Consider the following 18868-nt stretch of genomic DNA (forward strand, 5'->3'; position numbering starts at 1 on the left):
GACGGTGTCCACGCCCTGCCTTCACGCGCCACGCCATGGCCGCGCCCGCGTTACGCGCCGACGTTGGCGAGCAACGAGAGCTGTGCCGAATGCGGCGCATCGCCGGGTGCGGGCGTCAGTCGCACATAGCTGCCGTCGGACTGCAGCGTCCATGCGCTGCAGTTGTCGGCGAGGTAGTTCGCCAGCGCTTCCTCGTACACACGCTGCGCCAGTTCCGGCGCGAGGATCGGGAAGCCGGTTTCGATGCGGCGGAGCAGGTTGCGTTCGAGCCAGTCGGCGCTGGAGCAGAACAGGTCCGGATCGCCGTCATTGGCGAACCAGTACACGCGATGGTGTTCGAGGAAGCGCCCGACGATCGAACGCACCCGGATGTTCTCCGAAATGCCCGGAAGGCCCGGGCGCAGCGTGCACGCGCCACGCACGATGAGGTCGACCTGGACGCCGGCTTGCGATGCCATGTACAGCGCACGCACGACCTGCGGCTCGTTGAGGGCGTTCATCTTGGCGATGATGCGCGCGGGCTTGCCGGCCTTCGCGTGGCGCGTTTCGCGGTCGATGCGCTTGAGCACGCCCGCGTGGAGCGTGAAGGGCGACTGCAGCAGGCGCTTGAGCTTGATCGTCGGCGCCAGGCCCGACAGCTGCTGGAAGATCAGGTGCACGTCGTTGCCGATGTCCGCATCGGCGGTGAACAGCCCGAAGTCGGTGTAAACGCGCGCGGTGCCGCTGTGGTAGTTGCCCGTGCCCAGGTGCACGTAGCGACGCAGCTTGCGGCCTTCGCGACGCACGATGAGCATCATCTTCGCGTGCGTCTTGTAACCGACCACGCCATACACGACCTGCACGCCCGCGTCCTGCAGGCGGTCGGCGAGGCCGAGGTTGGCTTCCTCGTCGAAGCGCGCGCGCAGTTCGACCACGACGGTGACGTCCTTGCCGTTGCGCGCGGCCTGCACGAGGCTGTCGACGATCGGCGATTCCTTGCCCGTGCGGTACAGCGTCTGCTTGATCGCCAGCACGTTCGGGTCTTCGGACGCCTGCTTGAGCAGCTCCAGCACCGGCGTGAACGCGTCGAAGGGATGGTGCAGCAGCACGTCGCCTTCGGCGATCGTGTCGAACATCGCCTCCACGCCCGACAGCTGGCGCGGCTGGAACGGCACGAACTTCAGGTCCGGACGCTGCACCAGGTCGTAGACCTGGATGACGCGGTTGAGGTTGACCGGCCCGTTGATGCGGTACACCGCATTCTCGGTGAGGTCGAAGTTCTCCAGCAGCGTGCGCACGATGTCATCGGGGCACTGCTCGGCGATCTCCAGCCGCACCGCGCGCAGGTAGCCGCGGCCCACGAGTTCGTCGCGCAATGCGAGCGCGAGGTTCTCGACTTCGTCCTCGTCGACGATGAGTTCGGAATTGCGCGTGACGCGGAACTGGTACGCGCCCTTCACCTGCATGCCCGGGAAGAGCTCGTCGACGAACGCCGAGAGCACCGCGGAGAGGAACACGAAGTCGTGCTTGCCGCCGGAGACGTCCTCCGGAATCTGGATGATGCGCGGCAGCGAACGCGGCGCGCGCACGATGGCCAGGTGCCCCTCGCGGCCAAACGCGTCCTTGCCCTTGAGCACCACGACGATGTTCAGCGACTTGTTGAGGATCTTCGGGAAGGGATGCGCCGGATCGAGCCCCAGCGGCGACAGCACCGGCATGATCTCGTCGCGGAAATACTCGCGCAGCCACTGCGTCTGCTGCTCGCTCCAGCCGTCGCGATGCATCACGCGCACGCCGGCGTCGTCGAGCGCGGGTCGCAGCACGTCGTTCCAGCATTCGTACTGCGAGCGCACCAGGTCCGCGGCGCGCTCGTGGATGTGCGCGAGCACCGTGGCCGGCGCGAGACCGTCCGGGCCCGGTGGCACGCCCAGGTCCTGCGCGTGGCGCAGCGTGCCGGCGCGGATCTCGAAGAATTCGTCGAGGTTGGTGCACGAGATGCAGAGGTAGCGCAGCCGTTCGAGCAGCGGCACCTGCGGGTCCTGCGCCTGCGCGAGCACACGGAAGTTGAAATCCAGCGCCGACAGTTCGCGGTTGAAGTACAGCTCGCTGTCGCGCAGCGGATCGGTGTCGACCACCGTGGTGGGGGTGTCGAATGCGGCGGCGTTCATGGCAAAGCCTCGGAAAGCGCGAACTCGTCGCGCGGGCGCACGCGGTCGGCGCCGAAATGGCAGGAGAACGTGCTGCCGCGACCGACTTCGCTGGTGATCTCCAGCCGCGCCTGGTGCAGGTTCAGCACGTGCTTGACGATGGAAAGCCCGAGCCCCGTGCCGCCGCTCTCGCGCGAGCGGCTGGTGGAGACGCGGTAGAAGCGTTCGGTGATGCGCGGCAGGTGCGCGGCGGGAATGCCGTAGCCGCTGTCGATCACTTCCAGCACGGCGCCCTTGTCTTCGCGACGGAAACGGACGCGGATCGTGCCGCCGGCCGGCGTGTAGCGCACGGCGTTGCTGACGAGGTTGGAGAACGCGCTGTGCAGTTCCTTGTTCGAGCCCCACAGGTCCACGCCGGCGGTGTCTTCGACGATGACCTCGTGGCGGCCCTGGCTCAACGCGTTGGCCTCGCGGCGCAGCGTGGCGATCATCGGCGCCATCGCGACGGTTTCCTCGGCCGGCAGGCTGTCCTGCGATTCCAGGCGCGACAGCATCAGCAGGTCTTCGACCAGCTGCGTCATGCGCTGGGACTGGCGCTGCATCTCGGCGAGCATCGGCGCCCAGTCCGGGTGTTCGTCCGGATCGAGCATGTCGAGATAGCCGTGCACCACCGTCAACGGCGTGCGCAGCTCGTGCGACACGTTGGCGACGAAGTCGCGGCGCATCTGCTCAAGCTGCAGCAGGCGGCTGACGTCGCGCGCCACCAGCATCCACAGGTCGTCGGAGTAGGGGATCAGGCGCAGGCTGAGCGTGACGGCCGGATTCCACGGCGACGCGATTTCCAGCGTCTCGGCGTTACGCCCGGACGCCAGCCAATGGGACAGCTGCAACGGTTGCAGGCGCTGCGCGAGCGGGGCGCCGATGTCGCGCGGATAGCGCAGCTGCAGCAGGCTGTTGGCCGAATGGTTGAACCACTGGATGCGCTGGCTGTTGCGTTCCACCACGACGATGGCGTCAGGCATCGCCGCGGCGGCGGCGCGGTAGGCGCGCAGCATCTCGATGAGGCGCTTCTTGCGCGCGCGCATTTCGGACTGGCTGCGGTGGAGCAGGCGATCGAGTTCGTTCCAGATGCCGTCGCCGAGCGGGGATTTCAGCCGCTGCCGCGCGGTGAGCCGCAGCAGCACGTTGCGAAGGCGCCAGTAGTGCCACGCGACCACGCCCAGCGCGGCGAAGGTGATGACCGGCCACGGATAGCCGATCGCCAGCCCCAGCACCGCCGCGCCCGCCAGGATCAGGGCGAGCTGGCCAAGGGTGCGCAGCCAGGCGGAATGGGATCGGGGCGGCATGGGATGGGCGATGGGTGTGTGGCGATTCGTGATTCGGTGGACGGACGTGTCCGATCGGCTACTGCCCGGATGGTAGCCGCAGGCTTGCTGCGGTTTTGCGAATCACGACTCAGCCGTCACGCATTGCCGGCCATTCCTCACGCCTCGACCGACGCGGAGAACCGGTAGCCCGCGCCCCGCACCGTCTGCACCATGCCGTCGAGCTGGTGCGGTTCCAGCGTCTTGCGCAGGCGGCGGATGTGCACGTCGACCGTGCGTTCCTCCACGTACACGCTGCCGCCCCAGACGTGGTCCAGCAGCTGCGTGCGGGTGTACACGCGCTCCGGATGCGTCATGAAGAAATGCAGCAGACGGTATTCGGTCGGGCCGATCTGCACCGGCTGGTCGCCTTCGGCGGCATGGGCGAACACGCGGTGCGCGGCGCCATCGATGCGCAGCGGGCCAACTGCGACGCTGCCGTCCTCGTCGTCCTCGCGCGAGCGGCGCAGCACGGCGCGGATGCGGGCCAGCAGTTCGCGGGCGGAGAAGGGCTTGACGACGTAATCGTCGACGCCGGCTTCCAGCCCGCCGACGCGGTCGTTTTCCTCGCCGCGAGCGGTCAGCATGATGATCGGGACTTCGCGCGTCAGCTGGTCCTTGCGCCAGCGGCGGGCGAGGTCCAGGCCGCTGGTGCCGGGCAGCATCCAGTCCAGCAGGATGAGGTCGGGGACGCGGTCGGCAATCGCGGCTTGCGCTTCGCGCGCGTCGCCGGCGTGGACCGGCTCGTACTCGCCCTTGCGCAGGGCAAAGGACACCATGTCGCGGATGGCGGGTTCGTCTTCGACGATCAGGATGCGCTTCTGCACGCGGTCACCGGGGAGCGGGAGGGGGCTTTGGCAAGCCGCCTCAGTACACTACCGTTTTATGACGGGCCCATGACACGGTCATCCGGGCCTTCTGCGGCAAAGGGTTACTTGCGTCGCAGATCCTCGTCGCGGATGCCCTGGCGCTTCAGTTCGAGCACCGTCGGGGTGATCGCGGCGATCCGCGCCTCGATCCGCGCGCGGGCGTAATAGTCCAGATCCGAACGCCGCTTCAGCGTGTTCAGCTGCACCAGCGCCTGTTCCGGCCGGCCGTTCAGATAGGCGGCTTCGGCATAGGCCTCACCGGCGCGGACCGGATCGCCCGCCATGTCGCAGGCGCGGGCGAACACGCTCTGGAACTGCGCGTCGTTGGCCGACACACCCAGCAGCGGTCGCAGGATTTCCTGGGCGCGGCGGCCGGCCTGGGCATTGCCGCGCTCGGCAAGCACGTCCGCGTAGCTGAGCACGACGGGGCGGCTGTGCGGCGTCTGGCGCAGCAGCGTCTCGAAACGCGTATCGGCCGAGGCCGCCTTGCCGCTCTTGGACTCCGCTTCGGCCAGCGCGAGGGTGAGCCAGACGTCGCCCGGATTCTTCTGCAGCAGCGCATTCAGTGCAGTCGCCGCGGCTGCGGGCTGGTTCGCGCGCAACTGGGCATAGGCGAGGCCGTAGCGCTGCGCATCGGTGCGCTTGGCCGGATCGCCCATGCGCTCGTACTCGCGGATCGCATCGCCCGGCGTGTTGGCGCTCAGCACGCGAAGGCGTTCGCGCGCGTAATCGAAGCGACCGGTGCCGCCGACGCCGAACGCCGTGCCCAGGTTGGCCTGTAGCGTGGGCGGCAGCAGCGGGTTGACCGCGCCGTCGGTGGGGAATTGCGGGCGCGGGGCGCTTTCTTCCTCGCACTGCGCCGGGCCGTCGGGATCGCGCACGCAGACCTGGCTGCTGCCGCGTTCGCGACGGATGCGCGCGGCGCGATCCTTCGCCTCGGTGATGCGCGTGATGGTGACCGGGTGCGTCATCAGCCAGTCCGGCGATTCGCCCCAGTAATTGGCGCCGTTGCTGCGGGAGCGCGCCTGCATGATGGTGAAGAAGTCCGCCATCGCCTCCGGGTCGTAGTCGCTGCGCGCGAGCGTCTGGATGCCCAGCCGGTCGGCTTCGGATTCGTTGGCGCGCGTGTAGTTGATCTGGCGCTGCTGCATCAGGCCCATCGCGCCGGCCATGGCTGCCTGCGCGGCGTCATCGGACGAATTGCCGCCCGCAGCCTGGGCCGCGACGATCGCGCCCAGCATCGCCAGCAGGAGCGGCAGCTGGTCGCGCTGCGCGCGTTCGGCGCCACGGAGCACGTGCTGCTGGGTAACGTGCGCGATCTCGTGCGACAGCACGCCGGCGACCTCGTCTTCCTTGTCGGCGGCGAGGATCAGGCCGGAGTTCACGCCGATGTAGCCGCCAAGCGTGGCGAAGGCGTTGATCTGCCGCTCGCGCAGCATGAAGAAAGTGAACGGCTGCTTGGGCTGGTCGCTGTTGGCGGCCAGGCGGGTGCCGAGCGTGTCGAGCCAGCTGTCGATCAGCGGGTCTTCGAGCAGGTAGTCGTAGTGGCGCAGCTGCGCCAGCATCATCGCGCCGTATTCCTGCTGCTGCCGCGGGCTCAGCAGTTCGCCGGCGGACGAGCCGATATCGGGCAGTCGCGATTCCTGCGCCGGCGCGCACAGGCTCGCAACGGCGATGGTCAGGGCGGCAACGGGCAGGACGATGCGACGCAAATGAGGCTCCCTCTGGACCGGCGATCCACCGGGCGGCGGTCGCTCCGCAGGATGCGGGGCGCCCGTGGGGCCGGGATGAACGGGTCCATTACAGACGACGGTAATCCTTTCACATGGCTGTCGGGATGCACCATCGCGCGTGGTGTGTTCCACGCGCGGGGTGGAAATGGCCGCAAGCCAAGCCCATATTCGACCACAGCCCCATCCGCGAGTTCATCGGAGAACCGTTTTGACCAGTTCCAACGTTGCGCCCGGCGCCGACCCGGCTGCCAAGGGCCCGGAAATCGTCATCTACACCACGCTGATCTGCCCCTATTGCGTGGCCGCGAAGAACTTCCTGAAGAGCAAGGGCCAGTCGTGGACGGAGATCCGGATCGACCTGGACCCGGCGCAGCGCGAGATCATGATGGCGCGCGCCCGCCGCACGAGCGTGCCGCAGATCTTCATCGGCGAGACCCACGTGGGCGGCTACGACGACATGATCGCGCTGCACCGCGCCGGCGGACTGGAGCCGCTGCTGTCGCCGCAGTAAGGCGTTCCGGCCCATCGGCCGCATGAAGTTCCCGGCCACGGCGCGAGACGATGTCTGGCGACCGTGGCCGGTTCGTTACAGACTTCTCCCATCCTTTCGCCCGGAACCTCCATGAGCAACGAAACCCCCGACAGCGGCGACCGCGTCGCCGAATTCACCGCGTTCCGCAAGCGCATGAACGAGCGGATCCTCGCCGAGCCGAACCAGGTCGTCCGCCGCTTCTTCGCGCTGGACACGCAGACCTACCAGGCCGGCGCGCTGGACGTGAAGACCAAGGAACTGCTGGGCCTGGTTGCGTCGCTCGTGCTGCGCTGCGACGACTGCATCAGCTATCACGTCGCCCAGTGCAAGGAAGCCGGCGTGAACCGTGACGAGATGTTCGAGACGTTCTCCGTCGGCCTGGTCGTCGGCGGTTCGATCGTGATCCCGCACCTGCGCCGCGCGGTGGACTTCCTGGATCGCCTGGAACAGGGCGAGGCGGCCACGCCGGCCGGCCACGACCACGGCTGAACGTGGTTCGGCGTCCCCGCAAGAGCCCGCTCCGGCGGGCTTTTTGCCGTATGGGGCGCGTGGCCGGGACTCTGGTCGCATCCTTCACGCCTGCAGGGGCGGGCGGCTTCCGGCATAATTCCGGGGCTCACCATCCGGCGCCGTACTTCCTCGTCGCGCGCCCATAAGTCGGAAGAACCCCCCAAATGACGCAGACGATTACGGTCATCCGTGGCGACGGCATCGGCCCGGAAATCATGGACGCCACCTTGCACGTGCTCGACTCGATGAACCTCGGGTTGCAGTACGAATTCGCCGATGCCGGCCTGGTCGCGCTGGAAAAGCACGGCGAACTGCTGCCGCAGGCGACGCTCGATTCCATCCGCAAGAACCGCATCGCGCTGAAGTCGCCGCTGACCACGCCGGTCGGCGAGGGCTTCAGCTCCATCAACGTCGAACTGCGCAAGCGCTTCGACCTGTACGCCAACGTGCGTCCGGCCAAGTCGTTCCCGAACACCAAGTCGCGCTTCGCCGACGGCGTCGACCTGATCACCGTTCGCGAGAACACCGAAGGCGCGTACATCGGCGAAGGCCAGACGCTGTCGGAAGACGGCGAAACCGCGCTGCTGACGCAGAAGGTGACGCGCCGCGGTTCCGAGCGCATCGTGCGCTACGCCTTCGAACTGGCCCGCAAGACCGGCCGCAAGAAGGTCACCGTCGTGCACAAGGCGAACATCCTGAAGTCGACGTCGGGCCTGTTCCTCAAGACCGCGCGTGCGGTCGCCGCGGAATATCCGGACATCGAGTGCAACGAGATGATCGTGGACAACACCTGCATGCAGCTGGTGATGCGTCCGGAGCAGTTCGACATCATCGTCACCACCAACCTGTTCGGCGACATCATTTCCGACCTGTGCGCCGGCCTCGTCGGCGGCCTGGGCCTGGCGCCGGGCGCGAACATCGGCACCGACGCGGCGATCTTCGAAGCCGTGCACGGCACCGCGCCGGACATCGCGGGCCAGGGCAAGGCCAACCCGTGCGCGCTGCTGCTCGGCGCGGCGCAGATGCTCGACCACCTGGGCGAATGCGAGAAGGCTGAGCGCCTGCGCGCGGCGATCATCGCCACGCTGGAAGCCAAGGATTCGCTGACCCCGGACCTGGGCGGCACCGGCAACACGATGTCGTTCGCGAAGGCGATCGCCGGCCGCATCTGATCGCGGATCGCACCGACACGCTGTATCTCGACAGGGCGCCTCCGGGCGCCCTGTCGCGTTTCAGGGCGAGACACGCAGTTTTCCCGCGCCGGCGACTTGCCTCCGCGCATGCTCCGCCTGTGTTCCGCCGGTGACCTCGACACCAGCGCCCTCCGGCCTCAGAATGCGCCGCCTTTTCGCTCCATTCGGATAGAGAGATGAATGAACCCGTCCGGCCGAGCGCCCTCGCGCTCACGCCGCTGCTGGTGTTCCTGGCGCTGTTCTTCGGCGCCGGCCTGTACTTCACCAGCCATGGCGAGACCATGGGCTTCTACCAGCTGCGCGCGCCGGTGGCGATCCTGCCGGCGCTGGGCCTGGCGGCGTTCATCGCCTGGCGCCGCGGCCTGAAGCCGCTGGAGACGCTGCTGGGCGGCATGGGCGACCACAACGTCGTGCTGATGTGCCTGATCTTCCTGCTGGCCGGTGGCTTCGTGGAAGTCTCCAAGGCGATCGGCGCCGTGGACGCGATCGTCGCGCTCGGCATCGGCCACCTGCATCCGGCGCTGCTGCTGCCGGGGCTGTTCGTCGTGGCGGGTTTCATCTCGCTCTCGCTGGGCACCTCGATGGGCACGATCGCCGCGGTGGCACCGATCGCGCTGGGCGTGTCGGACGCGTCCGGCCTGGATCGCGCGCTGGTGCTCGGTGCCGTGATCGGCGGTGCAACCTTCGGCGACAACCTGTCGGTGATCTCCGACACCGCGATCGTCGCCAGCCGCACGCAGGGCTGCACGATGCGCGAGAAATTCCGCGAGAACCTGAAGCTCGCGCTGCCGGCGGCGCTGCTGACCGTGGTAGTGCTGGGCTTCATTGGCGAGACCGCGCCGGTGCAGACGCTCGAACCCGTGTCGCCGTGGCTGATCGTGCCGTACGTGATCGTGCTCGGCTTGGCCATGGCTGGCGTCGACGTGATTATCGTGCTGAGCCTGGGACTGGTGATCGCCGGGCTGTTCGGCGCGTTCTTCACCGACGAATTCGGCGTGGCTGCATACGCGACGCACATCTGGGAAGGCTTCGAGAGCATGGTGGAAATCATCCTGCTATCGCTGCTCGTCGGCGGCCTCGGCGCGCTGATGAAGGCGACCGGCGGACTGGCGTGGCTGGCGCAGTCGATCGGCCGCTTCGCACGCGGCCATCGCAGCCGTCGCGCCGGCGAGGTGAGCATCGCGGCGCTGTCGGCGACGACGGACGTGTTCACCGCGAACAACACGGTCGCGATCCTCATCAGCGGCGGGCTGGCGCGCGACATCGCGCAGCAGCACGGCGTGCCGCCGGCGCGTGCCGCGAGCGTGCTCGACATCTTCGCCTGCGTCACGCAGGGCGTGCTGCCGTACGGCGCGCAGATCCTGCTGGCCGCGTCGCTTGGAACGGTGTCGCCGCTGGCGCTGGCCGGGCATGTGCATTACAGCTGGCTGCTGGGCGCGATCACCATTGGCGCGATGCTGTGGCCATCGCGGAAGACCGCGCCGCAGGTGGCGTGAAGCGGGCAGAAAAGGGAAGGGCGCGGATCCCTCCGCGCCCTTCGCGTTTGCAGCGTCGTTGAAGCTGCGGCGTCAGTCGCGCGACTGCAGCTTCGACAGCAGGCGCAGGAACTCGACGTACAGCCACACCAGCGTGACCATCAGGCCGAACGCGCCGTACCACTCCATGTACTTCGGCGCGTTCTGCTCGACGCCGCTTTCGATGAAGTCGAAATCCAGCACGAGGTTGAGCGCTGCGATCACGACCACGAACAGGCTGAAGCCGATGCCGATCAGGCCCGACTCGTGGATGAACGGCACGCGCACGTCGAAGAACGACAGCACGAACGAGGCCAGGTACACCAGCGCGATGCCGCCGGTCGCGGCGACGACGCCGAGCTTGAAGTTCTCCGTCGCCTTGATCAGGCCGGAGCGGTAAGCGAACAGCAGCGCGAAGAGCGTGCCGAAGGTCAGCATCACCGCCTGCATCACGATGCCGGGGAAGCGGTGCTCGAAGATCGCCGAGATCGCCCCGAGGAAGAAGCCTTCGGTCAGCGCGTAGAGCGGTGCGGTGACCGGCGCCCATTCCTTCTTGACGATCGTCGCGATGGCGAACACGAGCCCGCCGATCGCGCCGCCGAGGATGTAGGGCATCGCGCCGACCGAACCGGTTTCGGTGAACTGCACCTGGCTCCACGCGAAGGCCGCGGTGATCACGCACAGCAGCAGCAACATGCCGGTCTTGTTGACCGTGCCGTTGAGCGTCATCGCCTCGCTGTCGCGCTGGACCACCGCGCCGCTGGAAAGATCGAGGAAGGTGCTGTCCTTCAATGCGGGATTGCCGCTGCGTCCGATCATGTCGTCCCCTGTTCCGTGTCCAATGGTGGCCGGAGCATAAACGCCACCTCGCGAGCCTCGCGATCCGTTGACAGGGGCGGTCGCGCCAGCCAGACTATCCGACCTTTCGCGGCGTTGGCGCGCAACGGAAGTCCCGGCTTCGGGGTATAGCTCAGCCTGGTAGAGCGCCAGCTTTGGGAGCTGGATGTCGTGGGTTCGAATCCCTCTGCCCCGACCATCCAGGACCGAGCGGTGAGTGTTGCCGGCGGTTGCAACGGATGTGTCAGTTAAGATGTAACGCTGGCGCCCGTAGCTCAACCGGATAGAGCACCGGCCTTCTAAGCCGGTGGTTGTGGGTTCGAGTCCCGCCGGGCGCGCCACAAGTTGTACGAAACGCCGTAAAACAAGCTTTATGGTGGCTGTAGCTCAGTTGGTTAGAGTACTGGATTGTGATTCCAGATGTCGGGGGTTCGAGTCCCCTCAGCCACCCCAGATTGTGTGACAGGTTGTTGGCGGAACACGTTTTTGTTGTTATAGTTTCGCTCCTAAGTTGTTCCGGGCCGTTAGCTCAGTTGGTAGAGCAGTTGACTCTTAATCAATAGGTCCAAGGTTCGAATCCTTGACGGCCCACCAATCCCGGAAAGCACCTGGCAACCCCAGGTGCTTTTTTCTTTTCCGGGCGATCAATTTCGGGGCATTTCAACTTTCCCGATCCCGCGGCCTAGAATGCCGCCGCGCCGGCCCGATGGCCGGCCCCAGCGAAAGTGGCGGAATTGGTAGACGCCCTGGATTTAGGTTCCAGTGCCGCAAGGCGTGCGGGTTCGAGTCCCGCCTTTCGCACCAACCTCCCTCAGTATCCGGCGGTCGACAAGCCCGAGCGAGCGTTCGCGAGTGATGCATCGGGCGGCCGGGCTGTGCTTCCGCAGGGCCCATTGGCCAGAGCGAGCGCTCGCGAATCATGCAATCGGCGGCCGGACGGTGCTTCCGCACCGGGCCAGTAGCCCGAGCGAGCGTTCGCGAGTGATGCATCGGGCGGCCGAGCTGTGCTTCCGCAGGGCCCGTTAGCCCGAGCGAGCGCTGCTTCCAAACGCCTTGGCATGGCCCCCGCGCGCCCCATCCGCGCCCCTGCTCCAAAACAACGCCATCGTGCCCCCGTAACCCCCGCCCAGCGCTGGCACGATGGCCCGCAATCGGCCAAACTACGCCGTTCCGCCGGCCGCGAAGCATTCCGCCCGGGCCGCGGGCAGGACAGGACCATCAACATCGTGCCGCGGCCGCTCGCCGCGGTGGCAGGAGTGGATATGCAAGTTTCGGTCGAATCGCTCGGCAACCTCGAACGCCGCATGACTTTCAGCCTTCCGGCGGACCGGCTGGAAGCGCAGGTCGGCGGTCGCCTGCGCGAGATCTCGCGCGGCGCGAAGATCAAGGGTTTCCGCCCCGGCAAGGTGCCGGCCAAGGTGATCGAGCAGCGCTTCGGCGCGCAGGTTCGCGCCGACGTCCTCAACGACCTGCTGCGCGAAGGCTTCAGCACCGCGATCCGCGAGCAGTCGCTGCAGATCGCCGGTAACCCGCAGATCGTGCCGGCGCAGGGCGAGGACGCCCTCTCGTACGTGGCCACGTTCGAGGTCGTGCCGGACTTCGGCGATATCGACGTCGCCAAGCTCAATGTCGTGCGCCACACCTCCGAGGTGAGCGATGCCGACATCGACGCGATGATCGAGAACCTCCGCCTGCAGCGCCGCACCTGGAACCCGGTCGAGCGCGAAGCCGCTGCCGGCGACGCGGTCGAAATTGAAACCTACTCGCAGGTCGGCGACGAACGCCTGCCGGCCGAGGGCGTCGAGCGTGGCGCGACCATCATCGGTTCGGCCGCGATGTTCCCGGCGATCGAATCGGCGCTGGTCGGCATGAAGGCCGGCGACGAGAAGGACGTGGACGTCGACTTCCCGGCCGACTGGCGCGTGCCTGCGTTCGCGGGCAAGACCGTCAAGGTCCATCTGGTGGCGACGAAGGTGTCCGAGCCGGTGCTGCCGGAGGTCGATGCAGCCTTCATCAAGAGCTTCGGCGTGCGCAGCGGCGATCCGGACCAGTTCCGCGTGGACATCCGCAGCAACCTGGAGCGCGAGCTCAAGGGCGCGCTGATGACCCGCCTGCGTCGCGAAGTCGGCGAGCAGCTGATCGCGTCGTACTCGCACGTCGAGATGCCGCCGAAGCTGGTCGAGGCTGAAGCGCGCGACATGGCGCGCCAGACCATCGAATCCGCGCGCCGCCAGGGCCGCGCTATCGGCGAAATCCCGGCCGACGCGCACGTGGGCTTCATGGACGCTGCGCGCAAGCGCGTGCTGGTCGGCCTGCTCGTGGGCGAGATCGCCCGTCGCAACGAGCTGCGCCTGGAGCCCAAGCGCGTGACCGAGACGTTGAACCTGATCGCCTCGACCTACGAGGAGCCGCAGCAGGTCATCGAGCTTTACCGCAACGATGCGCAGCTCATGAACGGCCTGCAGGCCCGCGTGATGGAAGAGCAGGTGATCGACTGGATCGCCGAGCGCGCCCAGCACACCGAGCAGCCGCTGTCGTTCAACGACGCGATCCGCCAGTAAGTGGACGCATCGCGGCCGCGGCGTCTCGCCGCGGCCGGTTCCATCGTAAGGACGCGCCCCTTGCGCTCTGGTCCGGTTGGCCCCAAGTTGGTCGGACCGCGCTCACCCAAGCGCCCCCTATCCGTTCCAAGGTGCCGTCGAACATGGACAACCTGACCAAAGCTTTGAACCTCGTGCCGATGGTGGTCGAACAGACCAGCCGGGGCGAGCGTGCGTACGACATCTACTCGCGCCTGCTCAAGGAGCGCGTGATCTTCCTTGTCGGCGGCGTCGACGACCACGTCGCCAACGTGATCGTCGCCCAGATGCTCTTCCTCGAGGCCGAGAATCCCGAGAAGGACATCAGCCTGTACATCAACTCGCCCGGTGGCGTGGTCACCGCGGGTCTCGCGATCTACGACACCATGCAGTACATCAAGCCGGACGTGAGCACGATCTGCGTCGGCCAGGCCGCCTCGATGGGCGCGCTGCTGCTGGCGGCGGGCGCGAAGGGCAAGCGGTATGCGCTGCCGAATTCGCGCGTGATGATCCACCAGCCGCTGGGAGGCTTCCAGGGCCAGGCGACGGACATCGACATCCACGCCCGCGAGATCCTGACCCTGCGCCAACGCCTGAACGAGATCCTGGCCAAGCACACCGGCCAGGCGCTGGAGACCATCGCGCGCGACACCGAGCGCGACAACTTCAAGAGCGCCGAAGCGGCCCGCGAGTACGGCCTGGTCGACCAGGTCCTCGAGCGCCGCCCGGAAGACTCGATCCAGGCGGGCTGACGCCCTGCACGGCACTTCCATCACCATTTCTCGGCCCGTGATCTGGCCCGCAAGGCGGGCTGGATCGCTGTGTTATCCTCGGGCCGCAGCACCTGAACGCGTCCGGCCCGGCAGTACTTCCGGCCGGCGGGTTCAAGACACGAGCACCATTTGGGCACAGGCATGAGCGACGACCGACAGGGCCGCAGCACCGGCGACAGCAACAAGATCCTTTACTGCTCGTTCTGCGGGAAAAGCCAGCACGAGGTCCGCAAGCTCATTGCGGGCCCGAGCGTGTTCATCTGCGACGAATGCGTCGAGCTGTGCAACGACATCATCCGCGAGGAACTCGAGGAGAAGGCGCAGTCGGCCCGCAGCCACCTGCCCAAGCCGCGCGAGATCCTCGAGGTCCTGGACCAGTACGTGATCGGCCAGCAGCGCGCCAAGCGCACGCTCGCGGTCGCCGTGTACAACCATTACAAGCGCATCGAGAGCCGCCAGAAGAACGACGACGTCGAACTGGCGAAGTCGAACATCCTGCTCGTCGGGCCGACCGGTTCGGGCAAGACGCTGCTGGCCGAAACGCTGGCGCGCCTGCTCAACGTGCCGTTCACCATCGCCGATGCCACCACGCTGACCGAAGCCGGCTACGTCGGCGAGGACGTGGAAAACATCATCCAGAAGCTCCTGCAGAAGTGCGACTACGACGTCGAGAAGGCGCAGCAGGGCATCGTCTACATCGACGAAATCGACAAGATCTCGCGCAAGAGCGACAACCCGTCGATCACGCGCGATGTGTCGGGCGAGGGCGTGCAGCAGGCACTGCTGAAGCTCATCGAAGGCACGGTTGCCAGCGTCCCGCCGCAGGGCGGCCGCAAGCACCCGCAGCAGGAATTCCTGCAGGTCGACACGCGCAACATCCTGTTCGTCGTCGGCGGTGCGTTCGCCGGGCTGGACAAGATCATCCAGCAGCGCAGCACCGAGGCCGGCGGCATCGGCTTCGGCGCCAAGGTGAAGAGCAGCGAGCGCAAGAACGACATCGGCAAGCTCCTGGCCGACGTCGAGCCGGAAGACCTGATCAAGTTCGGCCTGATCCCCGAGTTCGTCGGCCGCCTGCCGGTGGTCGCCACGCTCGAGGAACTGGACGAGCCGGCGCTGGTGAAAATCCTCACCGAGCCGAAGAACGCCATCACCAAGCAGTTCAAGAAGCTGTTCGAGATGGAGAGCGTCGAGCTCGAGTTCCGCCCGGACGCCCTCTCGGCGATCGCGCGCAAGGCGCTCAAGCGCAAGACCGGTGCCCGCGGCCTGCGGACCATCGTCGAGTCGGTCCTGCTGGACACCATGTACGAGCTGCCGTCGCTGGAGAACGTCTCCAAGGTGGTCGTGGATGAGTCGGTGATCGATCACAAGACCGAGCCGTACCTGATCTACCAGACGCCTCCGGCCGCCCCGAAGGTCGCGGCCGCCGACTGACGGCGACGTGACCGGCGTCCCGCCTCCGACATCTCGGAGGCCGGACTAAACGTCTGATTCACAACGGATAAATGCCCCCGGCCCGCAGCATAGCCTGCGGGCCGCTTGCATCCGTTCGCGCCGGACCCCATAACCGTCGCCATGGGCGAAGCCAGCCCACGAAGTCCCCGGGCGTTTCCGCCCGCACCCGCTTTCCGGAGTTCCCCCATGGCCGTATCAACCGAGCACGAGACGCTCACCCTCCCGGTCCTGCCGCTGCGCGACGTCGTCGTGTTCCCGCACATGGTGATCCCGTTGTTCGTCGGCCGGGACAAGTCGATCCATGCGCTGGACGTCGCCATGGAAGCCGACAAGCGCATCCTGCTGGTCGCGCAGAAGTCCGCCGAGACCGACGACCCGGGCGCCGACGACCTCTACAAGGTCGGCACGCTCGCCCAGGTCCTGCAGCTGCTGAAGCTGCCTGACGGCACCATCAAGGTGCTGGTCGAAGGCGTGTCGCGCGTGAACGTCCATGACGTCACCGAGCGCGGCGGCGCCCTGAGCGGGCAGGCAGAAGTCGTCGAGCCCGAGAGCGATCGCGAGGAGCGCGAGATCGAGGCGATCGCGCGCTCGCTGATGGGCCTGTTCGAGCAGTACGTGAAGACGAACCGCAAGCTCCCGCCGGAGCTGATGCAGACGCTGTCCGGCATCGACGAGCCCGGTCGCCTGGCCGACACCATCGCCGCGCACCTGGGCGTGCGCATCGGCGACAAGCAGAAGCTGCTGGAGACGCACGGCGTCGGCGCGCGCCTAGAGCAGCTGGTCGGCCTGGTCGACGGCGAGATCGACGTGCAGCAGCTGGAAAAGCGCATCCGCGGCCGCGTGAAGTCGCAGATGGAGAAGAGCCAGCGCGAGTACTACCTCAACGAGCAGATGAAGGCGATCCAGAAGGAGCTCGGCGAGATCGACGATGCGCCCAACGACATCGACGAGCTCACGCGCAAGATCGCCGAGGCCGGCATGCCGAAGGCGGTCGAAGCCAAGGCCAAGGCCGAACTCAACAAGCTCAAGCAGATGTCCCCGATGTCGGCCGAAGCCGCCGTCGTGCGCAATTACCTCGACTGGCTGCTGGGCGTGCCGTGGAAGAAGCGCACCAAGGTGCGCAAGGACCTCAAAGCCGCGCAGGACGTGCTCGATGCCGACCACTTCGGACTGGAGAAGGTCAAGGACCGCATCCTCGAATACCTCGCCGTCCAGTCGCGCGTGAAGCAGATGAAGGGGCCGATCCTGTGCCTAGTCGGACCGCCGGGCGTGGGCAAGACCTCGCTGGGCCAGTCGATCGCCAAGGCGACGAATCGCAAGTTCGTGCGCATGTCGCTCGGCGGCGTGCGCGACGAGGCCGAGATCCGTGGCCATCGCCGCACCTACGTCGGTTCAATGCCGGGCCGCATCGTGCAGAACCTCAACAAGGTCGGCAGCAAGAACCCGCTGTTCGTGCTCGACGAGATCGACAAGATGTCGATGGACTTCCGCGGCGATCCGTCATCGGCGCTGCTGGAGGTGCTCGACCCCGAGCAGAACAACGCCTTCAACGACCATTACCTGGAGGTCGACCTCGACCTGTCCGAAGTGATGTTCGTCGCGACCTCCAACTCGCTCAACATTCCCGGCCCGCTGCTGGACCGCATGGAAGTGATCCGCATCCCGGGTTACACCGAGGAAGAGAAGCTCAACATCGCCATGCGCTACCTGCTGCCCAAGCAGATCAAGGGCAACGGCCTGAAGCCGGAAGAACTGAAGGTCGCCGAGAGCGCGGTGCGCGACATCGTTCGCTACTACACGCGTGAATCGGGCGTGCGTTCGCTCGAGCGCGAGATCGCCAAGATCTGCCGCAAGGTGGTGAAGGAAATCGCGCTGGCGGGCCCGTCGAAGAAGGGCGCGAAGAAGAACGTCGTCAACGTCACGTCGAAGAACCTCGACAAGTACCTGGGCGTGCGTCGTTACGACTTCGGCCGTGCCGAAGAGCAGAACGAAGTCGGCCTCGTCACGGGCCTGGCGTGGACCGAAGTCGGCGGCGACCTGCTGCAGATCGAAGCGACGCTGGTGCCGGGCAAGGGTCAGTTGCTGCTCACCGGCCAGCTCGGCGACGTGATGAAGGAATCGGCATCGGCCGCGTTGTCGGTCGTGCGTGCGCGCACCGAGCAGCTCGGCATCGACCTGGATTTCCTGCAGAAGCACGACGTCCACGTGCACGTGCCCGAGGGCGCGACGCCGAAGGATGGCCCGAGCGCCGGCATCGCGATGGCGACGGCGCTGGTGTCGATGCTCACGCGCAATCCGGTCAAGGCCGACGTGGCGATGACGGGCGAAATCACGCTGCGAGGCCGCGTGCTGCCGATCGGCGGCCTGAAGGAAAAGCTGCTCGCGGCGCTGCGCGGTGGCATCCGCACCGTGATCATCCCCGAGGAAAACCGCAAGGACCTGGCCGACCTTCCGAAGACCGTGACGCAGGGACTGAAGATCATCCCGGCGAAGTGGATCGACGAAGTGCTCAACATCGCGCTGGAACGTGCACCGACCCCGGCGCCTGCTTCGGCGTCGGGCGAAGGTGAAACGCCGGTCCGCGACGGTTCGAAAACGGTGACGCAGACGGACGTCAAGCACTGATTCCCGCCGCCTGTCGGATGTCGTTCGAAATCGCTGGAAGCCGCGCCACGCCTAGCTTTCAGGCTTGCGGCTCAAAAATGCCGCTGGTATAACGGCTGCGGACCGCGCAGCCGTTGCGATGCGATCGTTGCGCGGCGAAGAACGATCGGGGGAATCGCCTTCGATTCCATGCTGCTTCATCCGAACATGCGGCGTTCGTCCGCACAGGGAGTCAGAACGAATGAACAAGGCTGAGTTTGTCGGCGCCGTCGCCGAGGCTGCCGAGCTGTCCAAGACCGACGCTGCCAACGCGGTCGACGCCATGATCAACGTGGTCACCAAGGCGCTGAAGAAGGGCGACACGGTGACGCTCGTTGGTTTCGGCACGTTCCAGGTCCGCAAGCGCGCCGCCCGCCAGGGCCGCAATCCGAAGACCGGCGAGACCATCAAGATCAAGGCGTCGAAGAATCCTTCGTTCAAGGCTGGCAAGGCGCTGAAGGATGCCGTAAACTAGTCAACTCGCCGCCGATGTCTTAACGAATCGGTTAGCACCGCCGGGGTTTCGGCCCTCAGGCAGCAGTGCAAACGGGTGCTTAGCTCAGCGGTAGAGCGTCTCCTTTACACGGAGAGGGTCGGGGGTTCGAAACCCTCAGCACCCACCATCAAGCATCCAGCGGTGGTTGTAACGAGTTTTGAAGCACGCGGAGTGGTAGTTCAGTCGGTTAGAATGCTGGCCTGTCACGCCGGAGGTCGCGGGTTCGAGTCCCGTCCACTCCGCCAGT

The 18868-nt window shown here is 66.6% G+C and carries 14 protein-coding genes and 7 tRNA genes; 16 read left to right on the plus strand and 5 right to left on the minus strand.

The annotated features are described in order from the left end of the window. Nucleotides 1-50 precede the first annotated feature (50 nt). The 4 genes from ppk1 to DX912_RS12770 form a co-directional block, all read right to left on the minus strand. Complete coding sequence (ppk1, locus tag DX912_RS12755; RefSeq protein WP_115842913.1) at nt 51-2147, minus strand: polyphosphate kinase 1; 2097 nt, start codon at nt 2145-2147, stop codon at nt 51-53. Continuing rightward, entirely contained in the window at nt 2144-3472 is a 1329-nt protein-coding gene (phoR, locus tag DX912_RS12760; RefSeq protein ID WP_115842914.1) for a phosphate regulon sensor histidine kinase PhoR, read from the minus strand. The genes ppk1 and phoR overlap by 4 nt, the downstream gene beginning before the upstream one ends. A gap of 137 nt (nt 3473-3609) precedes the next feature. Beyond that, entirely contained in the window at nt 3610-4317 is a 708-nt protein-coding gene (gene phoB, locus DX912_RS12765; protein WP_115842915.1) for a phosphate regulon transcriptional regulator PhoB, read from the minus strand. Between the two features lie 104 nt (nt 4318-4421). Beyond that, entirely contained in the window at nt 4422-6071 is a 1650-nt protein-coding gene (locus tag DX912_RS12770) for a M48 family metalloprotease (RefSeq protein WP_115842916.1), read from the minus strand. A gap of 229 nt (nt 6072-6300) precedes the next feature. On the opposite strand from DX912_RS12770, the gene grxC reads away from it, so the two are divergent. From grxC to DX912_RS12790, 4 genes are all read left to right on the plus strand, one after another. Beyond that, nucleotides 6301-6603: a glutaredoxin 3 gene (gene grxC, locus DX912_RS12775; RefSeq protein WP_232338427.1), complete on the plus strand. Its 303-nt coding sequence runs from the start codon at nt 6301-6303 to the stop codon at nt 6601-6603. Nucleotides 6604-6714: 111 nt separating this feature from the next. Beyond that, nucleotides 6715-7113, plus strand: coding sequence for a carboxymuconolactone decarboxylase family protein (locus DX912_RS12780; RefSeq protein ID WP_115842918.1), 399 nt, complete (start codon nt 6715-6717; stop codon nt 7111-7113). A gap of 185 nt (nt 7114-7298) precedes the next feature. Beyond that, complete coding sequence (locus tag DX912_RS12785; protein ID WP_115842919.1) at nt 7299-8306, plus strand: isocitrate dehydrogenase; 1008 nt, start codon at nt 7299-7301, stop codon at nt 8304-8306. A 197-nt stretch (nt 8307-8503) separates the two neighbouring features. Next, complete coding sequence (locus tag DX912_RS12790; protein ID WP_115842920.1) at nt 8504-9823, plus strand: Na+/H+ antiporter NhaC family protein; 1320 nt, start codon at nt 8504-8506, stop codon at nt 9821-9823. A gap of 72 nt (nt 9824-9895) precedes the next feature. Here the strand turns inward: DX912_RS12790 and DX912_RS12795 are convergent, their stop codons facing one another. Continuing rightward, nucleotides 9896-10660, minus strand: coding sequence for a Bax inhibitor-1/YccA family protein (locus tag DX912_RS12795; RefSeq protein ID WP_115842921.1), 765 nt, complete (start codon nt 10658-10660; stop codon nt 9896-9898). A gap of 140 nt (nt 10661-10800) precedes the next feature. Between DX912_RS12795 and DX912_RS12800 the strand changes: the two genes are divergently transcribed. The 12 genes from DX912_RS12800 (at nt 10801) to DX912_RS12855 (ending at nt 18866) form a co-directional block, all read left to right on the plus strand. Continuing rightward, nucleotides 10801-10877, plus strand: a tRNA-Pro gene (locus DX912_RS12800). A 65-nt stretch (nt 10878-10942) separates the two neighbouring features. Then, nucleotides 10943-11019 (plus strand) — tRNA-Arg (locus DX912_RS12805). Between the two features lie 35 nt (nt 11020-11054). Further along, nucleotides 11055-11131 (plus strand) — tRNA-His (locus DX912_RS12810). 65 nt (nt 11132-11196) lie between these two features. Then, a tRNA-Lys gene (locus DX912_RS12815) sits at nt 11197-11272 on the plus strand. A 125-nt stretch (nt 11273-11397) separates the two neighbouring features. Beyond that, nucleotides 11398-11482, plus strand: a tRNA-Leu gene (locus DX912_RS12820). A 458-nt stretch (nt 11483-11940) separates the two neighbouring features. After that, complete coding sequence (gene tig, locus DX912_RS12825) at nt 11941-13239, plus strand: trigger factor (protein WP_115842922.1); 1299 nt, start codon at nt 11941-11943, stop codon at nt 13237-13239. Between the two features lie 143 nt (nt 13240-13382). Further along, nucleotides 13383-14009, plus strand: coding sequence for an ATP-dependent Clp endopeptidase proteolytic subunit ClpP (clpP, locus tag DX912_RS12830; protein ID WP_115842923.1), 627 nt, complete (start codon nt 13383-13385; stop codon nt 14007-14009). A gap of 162 nt (nt 14010-14171) precedes the next feature. After that, nucleotides 14172-15461: an ATP-dependent Clp protease ATP-binding subunit ClpX gene (gene clpX, locus DX912_RS12835; RefSeq protein ID WP_115842924.1), complete on the plus strand. Its 1290-nt coding sequence runs from the start codon at nt 14172-14174 to the stop codon at nt 15459-15461. Nucleotides 15462-15668: 207 nt separating this feature from the next. Next, nucleotides 15669-18107: an endopeptidase La gene (lon, locus tag DX912_RS12840; RefSeq protein WP_115842925.1), complete on the plus strand. Its 2439-nt coding sequence runs from the start codon at nt 15669-15671 to the stop codon at nt 18105-18107. A gap of 220 nt (nt 18108-18327) precedes the next feature. Further along, nucleotides 18328-18600: an HU family DNA-binding protein gene (locus DX912_RS12845; RefSeq protein WP_115842926.1), complete on the plus strand. Its 273-nt coding sequence runs from the start codon at nt 18328-18330 to the stop codon at nt 18598-18600. A gap of 73 nt (nt 18601-18673) precedes the next feature. Then, nucleotides 18674-18748, plus strand: a tRNA-Val gene (locus DX912_RS12850). Between the two features lie 41 nt (nt 18749-18789). Next, nucleotides 18790-18866 (plus strand) — tRNA-Asp (locus DX912_RS12855). Nucleotides 18867-18868: the final 2 nt, after the last annotated feature.

It is taken from the genome of Lysobacter soli, assembly GCF_003382285.1.
Lineage (GTDB): Bacteria > Pseudomonadota > Gammaproteobacteria > Xanthomonadales > Xanthomonadaceae > Lysobacter_J > Lysobacter_J soli.

Bases quoted from the DNA above. Each gene is read 5' to 3' on its own strand.
- DX912_RS12845 (WP_115842926.1), top strand. From the start codon at position 18,328: ATGAACAAGGCTGAGTTTGTCGGCGCCGTCGCCGAGGCTGCCGAGCTG.
- lon (WP_115842925.1), top strand. From the start codon at position 15,669: ATGGCCGTATCAACCGAGCACGAGACGCTCACCCTCCCGGTCCTGCCG.
- DX912_RS12795 (WP_115842921.1), bottom strand. From the start codon at position 10,660: ATGATCGGACGCAGCGGCAATCCCGCATTGAAGGACAGCACCTTCCTC.
- tig (WP_115842922.1), top strand. From the start codon at position 11,941: ATGCAAGTTTCGGTCGAATCGCTCGGCAACCTCGAACGCCGCATGACT.
- ppk1 (WP_115842913.1), bottom strand. From the start codon at position 2,147: ATGAACGCCGCCGCATTCGACACCCCCACCACGGTGGTCGACACCGAT.
- DX912_RS12785 (WP_115842919.1), top strand. From the start codon at position 7,299: ATGACGCAGACGATTACGGTCATCCGTGGCGACGGCATCGGCCCGGAA.
- phoR (WP_115842914.1), bottom strand. From the start codon at position 3,472: ATGCCGCCCCGATCCCATTCCGCCTGGCTGCGCACCCTTGGCCAGCTC.
- clpX (WP_115842924.1), top strand. From the start codon at position 14,172: ATGAGCGACGACCGACAGGGCCGCAGCACCGGCGACAGCAACAAGATC.
- clpP (WP_115842923.1), top strand. From the start codon at position 13,383: ATGGACAACCTGACCAAAGCTTTGAACCTCGTGCCGATGGTGGTCGAA.
- DX912_RS12790 (WP_115842920.1), top strand. From the start codon at position 8,504: ATGAATGAACCCGTCCGGCCGAGCGCCCTCGCGCTCACGCCGCTGCTG.
- DX912_RS12780 (WP_115842918.1), top strand. From the start codon at position 6,715: ATGAGCAACGAAACCCCCGACAGCGGCGACCGCGTCGCCGAATTCACC.